The sequence below is a fragment of the Amycolatopsis sp. w19 genome (genome assembly GCF_051373225.1).
In the GTDB taxonomy this organism is placed as follows: Bacteria; Actinomycetota; Actinomycetes; order Mycobacteriales; family Pseudonocardiaceae; genus Amycolatopsis; species Amycolatopsis japonica.
In genome coordinates, this window is record NZ_JBPQFM010000013.1 from 99,904 (window position 1) to 115,554 (window position 15,651).

At 69.5% G+C, this 15,651-nt stretch carries 13 protein-coding genes; 8 read left to right on the forward strand and 5 right to left on the reverse strand.

Annotated features, from left to right (window positions below):
• Nucleotide 1: 1 nt before the first annotated feature.
• The 6 genes from gcvT to ACSMFO_RS24545 all read left to right on the forward strand — a co-directional run bounded on the left by gcvT (nucleotide 2) and on the right by ACSMFO_RS24545 (nucleotide 5,958).
• On the forward strand, nucleotides 2–1,093 hold the full coding sequence (gcvT, locus tag ACSMFO_RS24520) for a glycine cleavage system aminomethyltransferase GcvT (protein WP_038509615.1): 1,092 nt from the start codon (nucleotides 2–4) through the stop codon (nucleotides 1,091–1,093).
• Between the two features lie 17 nt (nucleotides 1,094–1,110).
• A complete protein-coding gene (gene gcvH / locus ACSMFO_RS24525) occupies nucleotides 1,111–1,488 on the forward strand; it encodes a glycine cleavage system protein GcvH (RefSeq protein WP_436460649.1) in 378 nt (125 codons plus the stop codon).
• A gap of 1 nt (nucleotide 1,489) precedes the next feature.
• A complete protein-coding gene (glyA, locus tag ACSMFO_RS24530) occupies nucleotides 1,490–2,758 on the forward strand; it encodes a serine hydroxymethyltransferase (protein ID WP_436460650.1) in 1,269 nt (422 codons plus the stop codon).
• Nucleotides 2,755–3,756 (forward strand): lipoyl synthase, encoded by a 1,002-nt coding sequence (lipA, locus tag ACSMFO_RS24535; protein WP_360124342.1) that lies wholly within the window; start codon nucleotides 2,755–2,757, stop codon nucleotides 3,754–3,756. Before glyA ends, lipA begins: the two co-directional genes overlap by 4 nt.
• A 16-nt stretch (nucleotides 3,757–3,772) precedes the next feature.
• Nucleotides 3,773–5,146 (forward strand): L-serine ammonia-lyase, encoded by a 1,374-nt coding sequence (locus tag ACSMFO_RS24540; protein WP_073849147.1) that lies wholly within the window; start codon nucleotides 3,773–3,775, stop codon nucleotides 5,144–5,146.
• Between the two features lie 89 nt (nucleotides 5,147–5,235).
• A complete protein-coding gene (locus ACSMFO_RS24545; RefSeq protein ID WP_016336365.1) occupies nucleotides 5,236–5,958 on the forward strand; it encodes a FadR/GntR family transcriptional regulator in 723 nt (240 codons plus the stop codon).
• Here the strand turns inward: ACSMFO_RS24545 and ACSMFO_RS24550 are convergent.
• Nucleotides 5,932–7,602: a SulP family inorganic anion transporter gene (locus ACSMFO_RS24550; protein ID WP_436460651.1), complete on the reverse strand. Its 1,671-nt coding sequence runs from the start codon at nucleotides 7,600–7,602 to the stop codon at nucleotides 5,932–5,934. The two genes, ACSMFO_RS24545 and ACSMFO_RS24550, sit on opposite strands and share 27 nt — an antisense overlap.
• A 4-nt stretch (nucleotides 7,603–7,606) precedes the next feature.
• Nucleotides 7,607–7,936: an ArsR/SmtB family transcription factor gene (locus tag ACSMFO_RS24555; RefSeq protein ID WP_007031391.1), complete on the reverse strand. Its 330-nt coding sequence runs from the start codon at nucleotides 7,934–7,936 to the stop codon at nucleotides 7,607–7,609.
• A gap of 100 nt (nucleotides 7,937–8,036) precedes the next feature.
• On the opposite strand from ACSMFO_RS24555, the gene ACSMFO_RS24560 reads away from it, so the two are divergent.
• Nucleotides 8,037–9,977, forward strand: a complete 1,941-nt coding sequence (locus ACSMFO_RS24560) for a transglycosylase domain-containing protein (protein ID WP_436460652.1) — start codon at nucleotides 8,037–8,039, stop codon at nucleotides 9,975–9,977.
• 599 nt (nucleotides 9,978–10,576) lie between these two features.
• On the opposite strand, the gene ACSMFO_RS24565 is transcribed toward ACSMFO_RS24560, so the two are convergent.
• Both ACSMFO_RS24565 and ACSMFO_RS24570 read right to left on the reverse strand, forming a co-directional pair.
• Nucleotides 10,577–11,233, reverse strand: a complete 657-nt coding sequence (locus ACSMFO_RS24565) for an O-methyltransferase (protein ID WP_037342155.1) — start codon at nucleotides 11,231–11,233, stop codon at nucleotides 10,577–10,579.
• Between the two features lie 208 nt (nucleotides 11,234–11,441).
• Nucleotides 11,442–12,269, reverse strand: coding sequence for an ABC transporter ATP-binding protein (locus ACSMFO_RS24570; protein WP_037342156.1), 828 nt, complete (start codon nucleotides 12,267–12,269; stop codon nucleotides 11,442–11,444).
• Nucleotides 12,270–12,397: 128 nt separating this feature from the next.
• Between ACSMFO_RS24570 and ACSMFO_RS24575 the strand changes: the two genes are divergently transcribed.
• Nucleotides 12,398–13,714 carry a PLP-dependent aminotransferase family protein gene (locus ACSMFO_RS24575; protein ID WP_436460723.1) on the forward strand — a complete coding sequence of 439 codons (1,317 nt, stop codon included), beginning with the start codon at nucleotides 12,398–12,400 and terminating at the stop codon, nucleotides 13,712–13,714.
• A gap of 71 nt (nucleotides 13,715–13,785) precedes the next feature.
• Here ACSMFO_RS24575 and ACSMFO_RS24580 read toward each other — a convergent pair whose 3' ends face one another.
• A complete protein-coding gene (locus ACSMFO_RS24580) occupies nucleotides 13,786–15,594 on the reverse strand; it encodes a hypothetical protein (RefSeq protein WP_436460653.1) in 1,809 nt (602 codons plus the stop codon).
• Nucleotides 15,595–15,651: the final 57 nt, after the last annotated feature.

A 15,651-nucleotide genomic window follows, 5' to 3' on the forward strand; every position in this document is an offset into this window, starting at 1 on the left:
GATGTCGAAAGAGACGTCCCTGCACGGAGTCCACAAAGGACTGGGTGCGCTGTTCACCGATTTCGCGGGCTGGTCGATGCCGATCCGCTATTCCAGCGAACTGGCGGAGCACAAGGCGGTCCGCGAGGCAGCCGGCCTGTTCGACCTCTCCCATATGGCCGAGATCGAGGTGACCGGCCCGCAGGCCGCCGACACCCTCGACTTCGCGCTGGTCGGCAACCTGTCCGGCGTGAAGCCGGGCCGGGCGCGCTACACGATGATCTGCGACGAGAACGGCGGCGTGCTGGACGACCTGGTCGTCTACCGCCTCGCCGACGAGAAGTTCCTGGTCGTGGCCAACGCGGGCAACGCCGCCGTGGTGGCCGAAGCGCTGGCCGAGCGGGTCTCGGGTTTCGACGCGGTCGTCGAGAACAAGTCCGAGGACGTCGCGCTGATCGCCGTCCAGGGTCCGAAGGCCGTCGAGATCCTCGGCGCCGTCACCGACGCCGACCTGGGCGCGCTCAAGTACTACGCGAGCGTCCCGGCCGTGGTGAAGGGTCACGACGTCCTGCTGGCCCGCACCGGCTACACCGGCGAGGACGGCTTCGAGCTGTACGTCCCGGCCGGTGAGGCTCCCGCCGTCTGGCGCATCCTCACCGAGGCCGGCGAGCCGCACGGCCTGCTCCCAGCGGGCCTCGCCTGCCGCGACACCCTGCGTCTCGAAGCCGGAATGCCGTTGTACGGCAACGAACTCAGCCTCCAGCTGAGCCCGTTCGAGGCCGGTCTCGGCCGTGTGGTCAAGTTCGAGAAGCCGAACGACTTCGTCGGCAAGGCCGCGCTCGAAGAGCTGTCCAAGAAGGACGTTCCCCGGGTCCGCGTCGGGCTCAAGGGCTCCGGCCGCCGCGCGCCGCGTCACGGCTACACCGTCCTGGCGGGCGAGACCGAGATCGGCGAGGTCACCAGCGGTGCCCTCTCGCCGACGCTGGGTTACCCGATCGCCATGGCCTACGTGGACCGGGAGCACTCCGAGCCCGGCACCGAGCTTTCCGTCGACATCCGGGGCCGTATCGAGCCCGTCGAGGTCGTCGCCCTGCCCTTCTACTCCCGCGCCTGAAAGGCCCTTCCGACATCATGAGCATCCCCCAGGACCTGAAGTACACGAAGGAACACGAGTGGCTGAACGTCGCCGACAGCGTCGCCACCGTGGGCATCACCGCCTTCGCCGCCGAGTCGCTCGGTGACATCGTGTTCGTCCAGCTCCCCTCGGTCGGCGACACCGTCACCGCGGGCGAGGTGTTCGGCGAGGTCGAGTCGACCAAATCGGTCAGCGAGCTGTACGCACCCGTGGACGGCGAGGTCGTCGAGGTGAACGAGGCCACAACGGACACCCCCGAGCTCATCAACTCGGACCCGTACGCCGAAGGATGGCTCCTGAAGGTGCGTCTGACCGGCGACGTGCCCGCCCTGCTCGACGCCCAGGCATACGCCGTCCTGACCCAGGAGAACTGAGATGTTCAACGCTGCCCTGTCCGAAGTGGACCCCGAGGTCGCCACCGCCGTCGCGGCCGAACTCGACCGGCAGCAGTCGACCCTGGAGATGATCGCCTCGGAGAACTTCGCCCCGGTGGGCGTGCTCGAGGCGCAGGGTTCGGTGCTGACGAACAAGTACGCCGAGGGCTACCCCGGCCGCCGCTACTACGGCGGTTGTGAGCACGTCGACGTCATCGAGCAGCTGGCGATCGACCGCGCGAAGGCCCTCTTCGGCGCCGAGCACGCCAACGTCCAGCCGCACTCGGGCGCGCAGGCCAACGCCGCCGCGATGGTCTCGGTGCTCAACCCCGGCGACACCATCCTCGGTCTCGCCCTCGCCCACGGCGGGCACCTGACCCACGGGATGAAGATCAACTTCTCGGGCAAGCTCTACAACGTCGTCGCGTACCACGTCGACAAAGAGACCGGGATCGTCGACATCGAGGAGATCGAGCGCCTCGCCAAGGAGCACAAGCCGAAGCTGATCATCGCCGGCTGGTCGGCGTACCCGCGTCAGCTCGACTTCGCCGAGTTCCGCCGTATCGCCGACGAGGTCGGCGCGAAGGTCATGGTCGACATGGCGCACTTCGCCGGTCTGGTCGCGGCCGGGCTGCACCCGAGCCCGGTGCCCTACGCCGACATCGTCACCACGACCACGCACAAGACCCTCGGCGGTCCGCGCGGCGGCATCATCCTGTCCCGCCAGGAACTCGCCAAGAAGATCAACTCGGCGGTGTTCCCCGGCCAGCAGGGCGGCCCGCTGGAGCACGTCATCGCCGCCAAGGCCGTCGCGCTCAAGATCGCCGCGAGCGAGGAGTTCCGCGAGCGCCAGCAGCGCGTGCTCGAAGGCGCGAAGATCCTGGCCGACCGCCTGTCGCGCACGGACTGCAGCGAGGCCGGCGTCCGCGTGCTGACCGGCGGGACCGACGTGCACCTGGTGCTCGTCGATCTGGTCAACTCCACTTTGGACGGTCAGCAGGCCGAGGACCGGCTGCACTCGGTCGGTATCACGGTCAACCGCAACGCCGTCCCGTTCGACCCGCGTCCGCCGATGGTCACCTCCGGCCTGCGGATCGGCACCCCGGCGCTGGCGACCCGCGGCTTCGGCGCCGAGGACTTCGCCGAGGTGGCCGACATCATCGCCGAGGCGCTGCGCCCGGACTTCGACGAGGACCTGCGCCAGTCGCTGTCCGCCCGGGTCGAACTGCTGGCCAAGAAGCACCCGCTGTACGCGGACCTCAGCCGATGAGCGCGCTCCCCGAGGGGCGCAAACTTCTCCGGCTGGAAGTCCGCAACGCGCAGACCCCGATCGAGAAGAAGCCGCCGTGGATCAAGACCCGTGCGCGCATGGGTCCGGAGTTCACGGAGCTCAAGGGACTGGTCAAGCGTGAAGGCCTCCACACCGTCTGCGAAGAAGCCGGCTGTCCCAACATCTACGAGTGCTGGGAAGACCGTGAGGCGACGTTCCTGATCGGTGGCGACCAGTGCACGCGCCGGTGTGACTTCTGTCAGATCGACACGGGCAAGCCGGAGGCGCTGGACCGGACCGAGCCGCGCAAGGTCGCCGAAAGCGTCCAGGCGATGGGCCTGCGTTATTCGACCGTCACCGGTGTCGCGCGCGACGATCTGGAGGACGGTGGTGCGTGGCTGTACGCCGAGACCGTCCGTCAGATCCACGCGCTGAACCCCGGCACCGGTGTCGAGCTGTTGATCCCGGACTTCAACGCGGATCCGGAGCAGCTGGCCGAGGTGTTCGGTTCACGCCCGGAGGTGTTGGCGCACAACGTCGAGACCGTGCCGCGGATCTTCAAGCGCATCCGGCCGGGTTTCCGGTACGCGCGGTCGCTGGAGGTCATCACGAAGGCTCGTGAGGCCGGTCTGGTGACGAAGTCGAACCTGATCCTCGGCATGGGCGAGACGCCGGAAGAGGTGGCTCCGGCGATGAAGGACCTGGTCGACGCGGGCTGCGAGATCCTCACGATCACCCAGTACCTGCGCCCGTCGCCGCGTCACCACCCGGTGGACCGCTGGGTCAAGCCCGAAGAGTTCGTCGAGCATTCGAAGGCAGCCGAAGCGATGGGCTTCGCTGGTGTGATGGCCGGGCCGCTCGTACGCTCGTCGTATCGGGCCGGTCGCCTTTTCGCCCAGACGAAGGCCCACCGCGGCGAAGCGCTGTCGGAGAATTTGGCCCATCTCGCCGCCGAAGGGCCCGCGGCCCAAGAGGCCAGCTCACTGCTGGCCAGATAGGAAGGAGGGCAGATCAATGGCGATCAGCGTCTTCGACCTGTTTTCGATCGGCATCGGCCCCTCCAGCTCCCATACGGTGGGCCCGATGCGCGCCGCACTGACCTTTGTGGACGGTCTGGCGGCCGACGGTGACCTCACCGCGACGGCACGCGTGCAGAGCGAGCTTTTCGGCTCGCTCGGCGCGACCGGGTTCGGGCACGGCAGCGACAAGGCCGTGCTGCTCGGGCTGTCCGGGGAGCGTCCGGAGGAGATCGACACCGACACCGTGCCCGGCAAGATCGCGGCGATCCGCGAATCCTGCCGGTTGAAGGTACGCGGCGAGCACGAGATCGTGTTCACCGAGGACACCGACCTGACCATGCACCGGCGGAAGTCGTTGCCGGCGCACCCGAACGGGATGATCTTCCGCGCGTTCGACGCCGACGGGAAGGTGCTGCGCGAGCGCACCTACTACTCCGTCGGCGGCGGGTTCGTCCGCGACGAGTCCTACGAGACCGACACCGTCGTCGTCGAGGACTCGACGAAGCTGGAGTTCCCGTTCCGCACCGGCGCGGACCTGCTGAAGCACTGCGAGGACACCGGGCTGTCCATCAGCGAGGTCATGCTGCGCAACGAACTCGCGTGGCGCACCCGCGAGGAGATCCGCGAAGGGCTGCTGGAGATCTGGCAGGTCATGGCGGAATGCGTGCGCAACGGCTGCGAGCACGAGGGCGTCCTGCCGGGCGGCCTGAAGGTTCCGCGTCGCGCCAAGGCGTTGCACGAGAAGCTGCTCGCCGAGGACGGCGTCGGCGATCCGTTGTACGCGATGGACTGGGTGAGCCTGTACGCGCTGGCGGTCAACGAGGAGAACGCCGCGGGTGGCCGCGTCGTCACCGCGCCGACCAACGGCGCGGCGGGGATCATCCCGGCCGTTCTGCACTACTACCAGCGGTTCATCCGGGGTTCGTCGGACGACGGCATCGTGACGTTCATGCTCACCGCGGGCGCGATCGGCTCGATCCTCAAGCAGACGGGGTCGATCTCGGGCGCCGAGGTCGGTTGCCAGGGTGAGGTCGGTTCGGCCAGCGCCATGGCCGCCGCTGGGCTCACGGAGGTCCTCGGCGGTTCACCCGCGCAGGTGGAGAACGCTGCCGAGATCGGCGTCGAGCACCACCTGGGGCTCACGTGTGACCCGGTCGGCGGGCTGGTGCAGATCCCGTGCATCGAACGCAACGCCGTCGGCGCGTCGAAGGCGATCCACGCGGCGCGGATGGCGATGCGCGGCGACGGTTCGCACGTCGTGACGCTGGACAAGGCGATCAAGACGATGCGCGAGACCGGTGCCGACATGAGCGTGAAGTACAAGGAGACCGCGCGCGGCGGCCTCGCCGTGAACGTCATCGAATGCTGATGTCCCCGCGTTCAGTCCTCTGGATGCGGTAGTTGCACACGCAAGTACCGCATCCAGAGGACGAATTGCGGGCCGCCTAAACTCGAAGGGTGGAGTCGAGCACGGTCGCGAACGCGGGTGACGCGCTGTTCCGCCCGGTGCGCGCGGGCAACGCCTTCGAGGAGACCGTCGAAAGGCTGCTCCAGGCGATCCGGCTGGGCGTGGTGGGCGCGGGGGAGCGGCTGCCCTCGGAACGCGAGCTCGCCGAGCGGCTCGGGGTCAGCCGGGTGACGTTGCGAGAGGCCATCCGCGCGCTGTCCGACGCGGGTTACGTCGAGTCGCGGCGCGGACGCTACGGCGGCACGTTCGTCAACGACGTCCTGCCCGACCCGCCCGCCGCCGACGGCCGGAAGGTCGACAACGCCACGCTGGAGGACGCGCTCGGCCTCCGGCACGTCCTGGAGACCGGCGCCGCCGAAATGGCGGCCTCGCGTTCGCTCAGCCCGGCCGACCGGCAGCATCTGACCAGCACGCTCGCCGAGGCCGCGGCGGCCGACGTCGGCGATTACCGGCGCAAGGATTCGCGGCTGCATCTGGCGATCGCCGAGGTCACCGCGTCCGGCTCGCTGACCACGGCGATGGCCGACGCGCGGATGCGGGTCAACCAGCTGCTCGACATGATCCCGCTGCTGGAACCGAACCTGGAGCATTCCAACGCCCAGCACGAGGCCATCGTCGACGCGATCCTCGCCGGGGACTCCGAGGCGGCCCGCCGGGCGATGACGGAACACGTCGAAGGGACCGCGTCACTGCTTCGCGCTTTCCTCGCTTGAGGTCAGCAGCGCGTGCGCGAAATCGATCGCGTGCGGCGTATCCGGGAAGACCCGGCCCTCCGCGCGGAGCCGGTCCGCGACGCCGAGTTCGTCGAGCACCTTCTCGTGGCCGGGTTTGATCCCCGACACCAGGACCGTGATCCCGCGATGTTCGAGGCGTTCGATGGCGTCGCGCAGGACGAGGGCGCCGGTGGCGTCGATGGCCGACACCCGTGACATCCGGAGGATGACCACCCGGACGTCGGCCACCTCGGACAGCTCCAGCAGGAACTGGTGTGCCGCGGCGAAGACCAGCGGTCCATCGAGCCGGAACGCGACGATGTGCTCGTCGAGGAGCGCGCGTTCCTCGGCCACATGATCGGCGTGATCGAGTGCCACCTCTTCGATGCGAGCCGCCTTGGCGATCGCCCGCAGGGCCAGTGCGCCCGCCACGACGAGGCCGAGGATGACCGCGGTGACCAGGTCCAGGATCAGTGTCGCCGCCGCGGTGAGCACGAGGACCAGCGCATCACGCCGGGTCGAACGCAGGAGCGCGCGGACCGAGCCCGCCTCGACCATGCGGACGGCGGTGGCCAGCAGCACCCCGGCGAGCGCCGCGATCGGGATCGTGGCCACGAGCGGCGCCGCCGCGAAGACGATCACCGCCAGCACCATCGCGTGGGTGAACGAGGCCAGCCGCGATTTCGCCCCGGCGCGGACGTTGACCGCGGTGCGCGCGATCGCCGCGGTGGCGGGCACGCCGCCGAACAGCGGGGTGACGAGATTCGCGAGGCCCTGCCCGAAGAGCTCCCGGTCCGGGTCGTGGCGTTCGTTGACGCTCATCGCGTCGGCGACCGTGGCCGACAGGAGGCTTTCCAGCGCGGCCAGCGCCGCGACCGCGACGGCGGAGGGAGCCAGCGCGCCCAAGGTCGACAGATCCAGGAAGTCCAGCGAGGGCGCGGGAAGACCGTTGGGCAGCGCGCCGATACGAGCGACCGGCAGCTGCGCGAAATGACTCACGAGGGTCGCGATGGCCACCGCGACCAGCGAGAACGGGATCGACGGCCGCCACCTCGCGCCGAGCAGCATCAGGGCGGCGACCCCGGCGGCGATCGCGATCGAGGGCCAGGCGGGATGCCCGGCGAAATCGGCCACCGCCTTCGCCGCGACGACGGCCACCTTCTCGCCTTCCGGCGTGGCGACGCCGAGCGCGGCGGGAACCTGCTGCAACGCGATCACCCCGGCGATGCCCAGCGTGAAGCCCTCGACCACCGGCGTCGGCACGTAGCGCATGTACCGGCCGGCGCGGGCGACCGCGAGCAGGAGCAGCAAGACCCCGGCGAGCAGGCCCACCGTCAGCACGCCGCCCGCACCGTGCGTGGCCATGATCGGCACCAGCACCACGGTCATCGCGCCGGTCGGCCCGGACACCTGGAGGTTGGAGCCGCCGAAGATCGCGGCCAGCGCGCCGGCGACGATCGCGGTGACCAGCCCGGCTTCGGCCCCGAGGCCGGACGAGATGCCGAAGCCCAGCGCCAGCGGCAGGGCGACGATCGCGACGGTCAGGCCCGCCGTGAGGTCGCGCCGGGGAGCGCGCTTGAGCGTCCGCAGGTCGTCACGTCCGGGCAGGAGTGAGCGCAGTTCCGAAAGTTTCAGACCTGCCACGCCGTCACTCCGCGTCGCGTAGCTGGGCGAGCAGGGCGTTCTGGTCGGCCAGCAGCTCGGTGAGGATGCGCCGGGCCGCGCGCAGGAGCTCGACGACGTCGCCGCCGGCGAGCGCGTACACCACCGTCGAGCCCTCGCGGGTCGAAGTGACGATTCCCGACCTGCGCAGGACGGCCAGCTGCTGGGAGAGGTTGGAGGCCTCGACCTCGATCTCGGCGAGCAGTTCGCGGACGGCCTTCGGGCCTTCGGCGAGCAACTCCAGTACACGGATCCGGACCGGGTGGCCCAGCATGCGGAAGAACTCCGCCTTGGCCTGGTACAGGGGGACGGGCATCTGAGCACATTATCAAATGAAGAATTCTTCAAGTCGTGAACAGGAGGCGGTTTGGTGACTTTCCCACAACCTTTTCACTCGTTCGGGCGTCTAACCTGGCGTGGAAAACCCGGATGAGGCAGACGCACCCGAGTCGGAGACCACGGCCACCCCGGAGCCGAAACCGAAGCAGCGCAGGTGGCGCAAGATCGTCGCCTGGACGCTCGGCCTGGTGATCGGCATCCCGGTCGTCGCGTTCGGGCTCGCGTACGTCCTGCTCGACGTCCGCAGCCCGCAAGAGGTGCTCGCCGATCTCGACAAGACCGTCGTCCTGCAGAACGCCGACGGTTCCGAACTGCTCAAGGTGGTCCCGCCCGGCGGCGACCGGCTGTTCGTGCCCTACGACGCCGTCCCCGCGAAACTGCGCGACGCGATCGTCGCGACCGAGGACCCGACCTTCTGGGACAACGAGGGTTTCGATCTCACCGGGCTCGGCCGCGCGCTGGTGACCGGTGTCGGCGGCGGCTCGGGGATCACCCAGCAGTACATCAAGAAGTCCACCGGCAACGAGGACGCCACCCTCACGCGGAAGTTCTCCGAACTCGTGCTCGCCACGAAGATCACCCAGCAGCAGACCAAGAAGGAGATCTTCGAAAGCTACGTCAACATCATCTCGTTCGGCCGCGGCACCTACGGCCCGGCTTCGGCGATGAACGCCTACTTCGGCCGCAAACTCGACGACTCGATGACCTGGAGTGAGGCGGCCTTCCTCGCGGGGATGATCCAGTCGCCTTCGGTGCACGACCCGTACGCCTCCAGCCACGAGCACGCCATGAAGCGCTGGTCCTACGTGGTGAACAAACTGGTCGCGCGTGGCTATGTGAGCCAGGCCGAAGCGGTCGCCATGACCTATCCGGAGGACGCGATCCAGGCGCCGTCGGAGACCCGCGCCGGCCGCGTCACCTACGAGCAGTACCACATCAAGCAGCAGGTCCTCGCCGAACTCGAGCAGGTCGGCTACCCGCTCGACCGGCTGCGCGGCGGCGCGATGAAGGTCGAGACGACCATCGATCCGCGTGCCCAGGCCGAAGCCGAGAAGGCGGTCAAAGAGCAGTTGAAGGGCCAGCCTGAGCATTTCCGCGCGTCGGTGGTCGCCGTCGAACCCGGGACCGGGGCCATCCGGGCCTACAACGGCGGTGGCTGGAGCGTGCACGACTACGCGGGCACCCCGTACGGCACCGGCTCGGCGTTCCAGCCGTTGCTCCTCGCCGCCGGTCTCGAACGGGGCGTGAACGTGGACGAACCGCTGAAGGCGGCCGCGTCGGTCGATTTCCTCGGCGAGACCTTCGAGTTCCAGGACCAATGCGGCGAAGGCGGGAAGTGCACGCTGCGCGAGGCGATGGGGCGGGGCGCTCAGGGGCCGTTCGTCGACCTGGCGAAGAAGCTCGGCGCCGAAGCGGTCCGGGAAGGCGCCCGCGCGGCCGGGATCCCCGAGTCCGTCGACGGTGCGGTGACCCTGCGGGAGAAGGACGGATTCCTGATCGGCCCGGGGATCGCCGTCGGCCGGTATCCCTTACGCCCCAGCGATATGGCCGGTGCTTACGCGACCTTCGCCGCCGACGGCATGCGCGCCACCCCGCATCTGGTGTCGAAGATCCGGGACGAGAACGGCGAAATCGTGTGGGAACGGCCGCCGGACAAGACGCCCGCGTTCCAGGGCGACGAGGCGCTGAGCCGCCGGATCGCGGGCACGATGAGCCAGGTGCTGGCCACCGGTCTGAAGGATCGTCCGGCGGCGCTGAAGACCGGCGACTTCCGGTTCGACGAGACGGACGACAACGCGGGTGGCTGGGCGGTCGGGTACACGCCGCAGCTCGCGACCGCGGTCTGGGTCGGCTCCGACGAGCCGCGCCGGATGCGGGACGCCGCCGGGGAGAAACTGACGGGCAGGACACTGCCGTCGGACATGTGGCAGCGCTTCATGAACGGTGTCCACCGAGGACAGCCGGCGCGGTGGCCGGACGGTTCCGAACCGCGTCCCGCCACGACTGCGCCGCGGTGATGCTTCGGTCCAGTGGGTCGTGAGTGGCGTTCGTGTTCTAACCCGAAACGCCACTCACGAGCCGGGTTGTACTGAGACGGTGGCTTCGCGTGATTGGGCGGACGGCACGTGTGATCCGACGGACGACATACGTGATCAGATGGACGACACGCTCGCGGCGAAGCTTTCGCCGTGAGTCGTCCGTCCAGACACGCGTGTCGTCCGTCGGATCACGTGTGTCGTCCATCCAGTCACGCAAGACCGCCAGTAGGTACTCAGGACACGGTTGGTTCTAACCCGAAACGCCACTCACGAGCCGGGTTGTACATGAAGGCCCCCTTCCTGTACTTAGGCGCAAGGATGGGGGCCTTCATGTACTGGCATGGTCGAGTTTCCTCGGCTGAGCCGAGGCAAGGGACCTTCACGCGCGGCGCCTGTGACCACAGTGGCGGCTGGAGTGCCTGGGTCGAGTGTGGCGATTCACGGACCTGCCCGAAGCTTCACGCGCTGACGTGCCTACTGGCGCAGGTTGGCTCAGCCGCGATCCGCGTAGGTACCTAAGACACCGTTGGCTCTAGCGACCCGAAACACCCACGACCCGGCGGGCCGAGCGATGTCCGTCAGGGCTTCACGAGCACGACGGTCAGGCCGTCGTAGCCCTTGCTGCCGACCGTCTGGATCGCCGTCGCGTCGACGCGGGGTTCGGCGGCGATCATCTCGTGCAGCCGCCTGATGCCCTGGATGTTCGGGTCCTCGCTGGCGGCGTCGGTCACCGCGCCACCGCGGACGACGTTGTCGACCACGATCACGCCGCCGGGCCGGACGAGCTTCAGCGACGCCTCGAAGTAGGCCGGGTTGTTGGCCTTGTCGGCGTCGATGAACGCCAGGTCGATCGGGCCGTCGACCGACGGCAGCAGGTCCAGCGCCTTGCCGACGCGGACGTCGACCAGCCCGCCGAGCCCGGCCGCGTCGATGTTGCGGCGCGCGACTTCGGCGTGCTTCGGGTCGTATTCGAGGGTGACGAGCCTGCCCTGCGGCGGCAGGGCGCGGGCGAGCCAGATCGTGCTGTACCCGCCGAGCGTGCCGATCTCCAGGATGGACCGGGCGCCGATCATCCGCGCCATCAGGTTGAGCAGTTTGCCCTGGTTCGGCGCGACGGCGATCGACGGCAGCCCGGCCTCGTCCGACGCCTTCCGCGCGCCTTCGAGGGCGGGATCGGACGGGACGAGCACCCCGGACAGATAGTCGTCCACTTCGGACCACAGTTGCTGTGACATGGCACCTCCGCGGCCAACTTACTCCGAGTGCCTGTTGGTGAACCCGCGTCCGCGATCGACGTCGGCAGGGCGCCACCTGGTCTTCCGTGTCCTGATAGTGAACAGGGCGCCCTGCCACCGCGAAAGCGGGGCCTTCGGCCGGGGCGGGTTCACACGTTCGGTCGCCTTTCGGATCCAACTTCAGCTCCGCCAACAAAATCCGAGGAGATCAGGCTGCGCGGCGTCCGGCTTTCGGGATCACCAGCGGGGTACCGGTTTCCGGGCACGGCATGACCCGGCAGGGCAGCTCGAAGATCTTTTCGACGTTGGCGGCGGTCACGACCTCTTCGGGCGCGCCGGTCGCGAGGACCTCTCCGCCGCGCATCGCGATCATGTGCGTCGCGTAGCGGGCGGCGTGGTTGAGGTCGTGCAGCACCGCGACCAGCGTCCGGCCCTGCTTCTGGTGCAGTTCCGCGCACAGGTCGAGGATGTCCATCTGGTGTGCGATGTCCAGATAGGTCGTCGGCTCGTCGAGCAGCAGGAGATCGGTCTCCTGCGCGAGCGCCATCGCCATCCACACGCGCTGCCGCTGACCGCCCGACAGTTCGTCGACCAGCCGCTCGGCGAGATCGTCGACGCCGGTGGCGCGCATGGACTCCGCGACCACGGTGGCGTCCTCACGGGACCATTGGCGCAGCAGGCGCTGGTGCGGGTACCGGCCGCGCGCGACGAGGTCCGCGACGGTGATGCCGTCGGGCGCGATCGAGCTCTGCGGCAGCAGGCCGAGCCGCCGGGCGACCTCCTTGGCGGGGAAGGAGCTGATCACCTGGCCGTCGAGGAACACCGAACCCTGGCGCGGTTTGAGCATCCGCGCGAGCGCGCGCAGCAGGGTGGTCTTGCCACAGGCGTTCGGCCCGACGATGACGGTGAACGACCGGTCGGGGATGACCACCCCGAGGTCTTCGGCCACGGTCCGGCCGTCGTAGGCGAGCGTCAGCGCGTCCGCGTGCAGACGGGACGTCGTGCTCTGCTCGGTGAGGGTTTCCACGGTCTCCACGCAGGTTAGGCTAACCTAGGACGTCGCCGTTGTGGTGTTCCGTAGGTCGCAGTCGGCTCACCACGTGCTTCGATGGCATCATCCCCAGTGCAATCGCGTGAATGCACTCGGTGCGATCGAAGGACGGCATGGAGGACTACCGGATAGTCGCGGACGAGATCTCCGCCGACGTCGAGGCTGGCAGGCTCCGGCCGGGCGACAGGCTGCCGCCGCAGCGGCGGTTCGCGAAGGAACGCGGGATCGCGAACTCGACGGCCGCGCGGGTCTACGGCGAGCTCGTCCGGAGGGGTGTCGTGGTCGGCGAGGTCGGCCGGGGCACGTTCGTCCGCGCCGGCCGGCCGCCGTTGGAGACCGCGCTCGCCGAGCCCGGCGGTGCGACGGTCGACCTCGAGCTCAACTTCGCCGTCCTTCCGGAACAGTCGGCGCTGGTCGGGAAGGCGCTGGAGCCGCTTCTGCGCGAGGACGTCCTGACAGCGGCGTTGCGGCCGGGAAGCGTTTCGGGCTCGAAGCAGGCGCGTGACGCCGTCGCCGGGCTGATCGCGAAGGACGGCTGGACGCCCGAAGTCCTCTTCGCCGGGAGTGGGCGCCAGGCCATCGCGGCCGCCATCGCCGCCTTCGTGCCGATGGGGGAACGGCTCGCCGTCGAAGCCATCACCTACCCCGTGGTCAAGGCGCTCGCCGGGCGGCTAGGTGTGCAACTGGTGCCCATCGAGACCGACGACCGGGGTCTCATTCCCGAGGCGCTCGAAGCCGCGTCCGTCCGCGCGCTGTACGTCCAGCCGACGCTGCACAATCCACTCGGGTCCACAATGGACGAAGCACGCCGGGTCGAGCTGGCCGAAACCGTGCGCCGGATGGACATCCCGGTGATCGAGGACGGGATCTACACCTTCCTGCGGCCCGAGGTCCGTCCTTTCGCGGCGTACGCGCCGGAACGCACGGTGTTCGCCGACAGCATGTCCAAACGGCTCGCGCCGGGGCTGACCACCGGATTCCTCGCCGTCCCGGCGGCATGGACGGAACGGCTCGCCGCGGCCGTGCGGTCGGGCGGCTGGGTCGCGCCCCGGCTCGCCGTCGAAGCGGCCACCCGGTGGATCACCGGCGGCACGCTGGAAACCGTCGAACGGGCGAAACGGCTCGACGCCGCGGAACGCCAGCGGCTGACGGCGGAACGCCTGGCCGGGTTCACCCTGCGCGCCGATCCGCAGGCGTACCACTGCTGGTGGGAACTCCCGGAACACTGGCGCGCCGAGACCTTCGTCGCCGCGGCCGCGCGCCGCGGGATCGCGGTCACCCCGGCGGCCGCGTTCGCCGTCGTCCCCGGGCACGCCCCGAACGCGGTGCGGCTCGCCGTCTCGTCGCCGCCGCTCGAAACGCTCGCGGCCGCTTTGGACGTCCTCGCCGGACTCGCCTCCGGCCGCCCCGAGGACGCCGGCGTCGACTGACCCCAACGCGTTTCGTCCTCTGAATGCGGTAGTTGGCAGCGCGAACTACCGCATTCAGAGGACGAAACGCGTCAGGGGCGGGGTGCCCACTTGCCGATGAAGCTGCCGCAGGTGACGGTCTGCCCGGTGAGCCGTGACCGCAGCGCGTTCTCCAGCCCGAGGTAGTCGAAGATCGGGGCGTCCCCGGCGACCTGGTCGGGCACGGGGCCGCCCTTGGCCAGCACCGGCATGCTCACGGTCTGGAACAGCACGAGGTAGTCGCCGTCGCGGTTGAGCCCGTCGGCCGCCGCGAGCATGCGTTCCGGGGCGTCGGCGACGATCTCCAGCGGCAGCGGCCATTCCAGCGGGAACGGGTTGCGCAGGCCGAAGGCGGGATACGCGAACGGGTTGTCGGGCAGGACGGCCGTGCGCCCGGCGGGGAAACGCGTGACGCAGTCGTGGATCTGGGAGATGTAGGTGTACGTACTCGGATTCGTCCGGATGCCGCGCATCGACGGCGTCACCGTGCCGAGGTCGCCCGTCAGCTTCTCGTGCGCCATGTCGAGGTACGCGGCTTCGTCGTGATGCGCGACCACGGCCCAGCCCGACACCAGCACCGCGACCAGGCCCATCGCTGTCGCGCCCGCCAGCCGCACCCGGCGGGGCGGTTCCGGCATCGGCGGCAGCGCGTCCGCGAGCAGCAGGATCGCCGTCAGCGCCAGTGTTCCGGTGAACAACGTCGGGGTGTCGTTGCCCCACGACAGGCTGGTCATGAAGCCGGTCGCGAAGACCAGCGCGGCCATTCTCGGGAATCGCCGCGTCGCGATCCAGTTCACCAGGAGCGCGACACCGAGGATCCACCAGAGGACGTCCGCCCAGCGCGACGCGCCGGTGAAATGCCCGTCGACGACGGTGCCGACCACCACCGCCACCCCCGCCAGGAGCAGCAGCCGGGCGAGGACCGCCCCGGCGAAACCGGCGCGGTCGCGGAAGGTCCCGAGCAGGGCCAGGAACACCCCGGCGATCAGGAAGAACGTCAAGCCCCGCACCGGTGGACGCAGCAGGGACGCGGGATTTTCCAGCCACAGCCCGAGAAGCCGCTCGCCGTACGCGGGCAGCCCGCCGGTGAGCTGCTCGGCCATCGCGCCGAGCCCGCCGTCGAGGGTGACGATTCCGACGTAGAAGACCAGGAAAGCGCCCAGCGCCAGCAGATCCCAGGCCAGCCGTCCCCACCAGCGGCCGGTGCGGAACGCTCCCTCGCGCAGCGACGGGTGCAGCAGCAGCCAGCACAGCGCGATCAGCGGCACCGGCGCGAAACTCTGTTTGACGAACACCGAGGTGCCCAGCAGTACCAGGCCGAGCCGTCGTGGCCACGCCTTGCCGTTGCGCAGTCCCGAATCCAGCGCCCAAGCGCCGCACGCGGTCAGGAAGATGCCGTCGATCGTGTGCCACGCCATGAGCGGGAACGCGTTGAGGTTCAGCAGCGACGCGGCCGCCGTCAGCCCGGTGAGCCCCGGCCCCCAGTCACGCACGCGGCGACGGGTGACCAGGACGGCGAACGCGATGGTCGCCAGGATGATCTCCAGCATGCTGAGCACACTGGAGACGAAGAACAGCGGCCCCGGCAGCAGGAAGTCGACGATGTGCAGGTACGCCGAACCCAGCGGCCGCGCGGAGATGATGTCCGAATGCGGCACCTCCCCGTGCCGCACCCGCCAGGCCTGGGCGAGGATGAAACCCTGGTCCGACGGGTGGAAACCGAAGCGCCCCACCCGGAGTTCGGTGGCGACGGCGAGCGCGAGCACCCAGGCCGCGTGCAGGGACAGCCGCAGCACTGTCCTGGACGGACGTACCACCGCTGCGTCCGGTCCGGTCGACAGCGGGGGACTGGCGACGTCCACACTGCCCCTTCCCGGTCGTCCCTACCTCGGCCCGTGCCCGCCGACCCCCGGCGTATC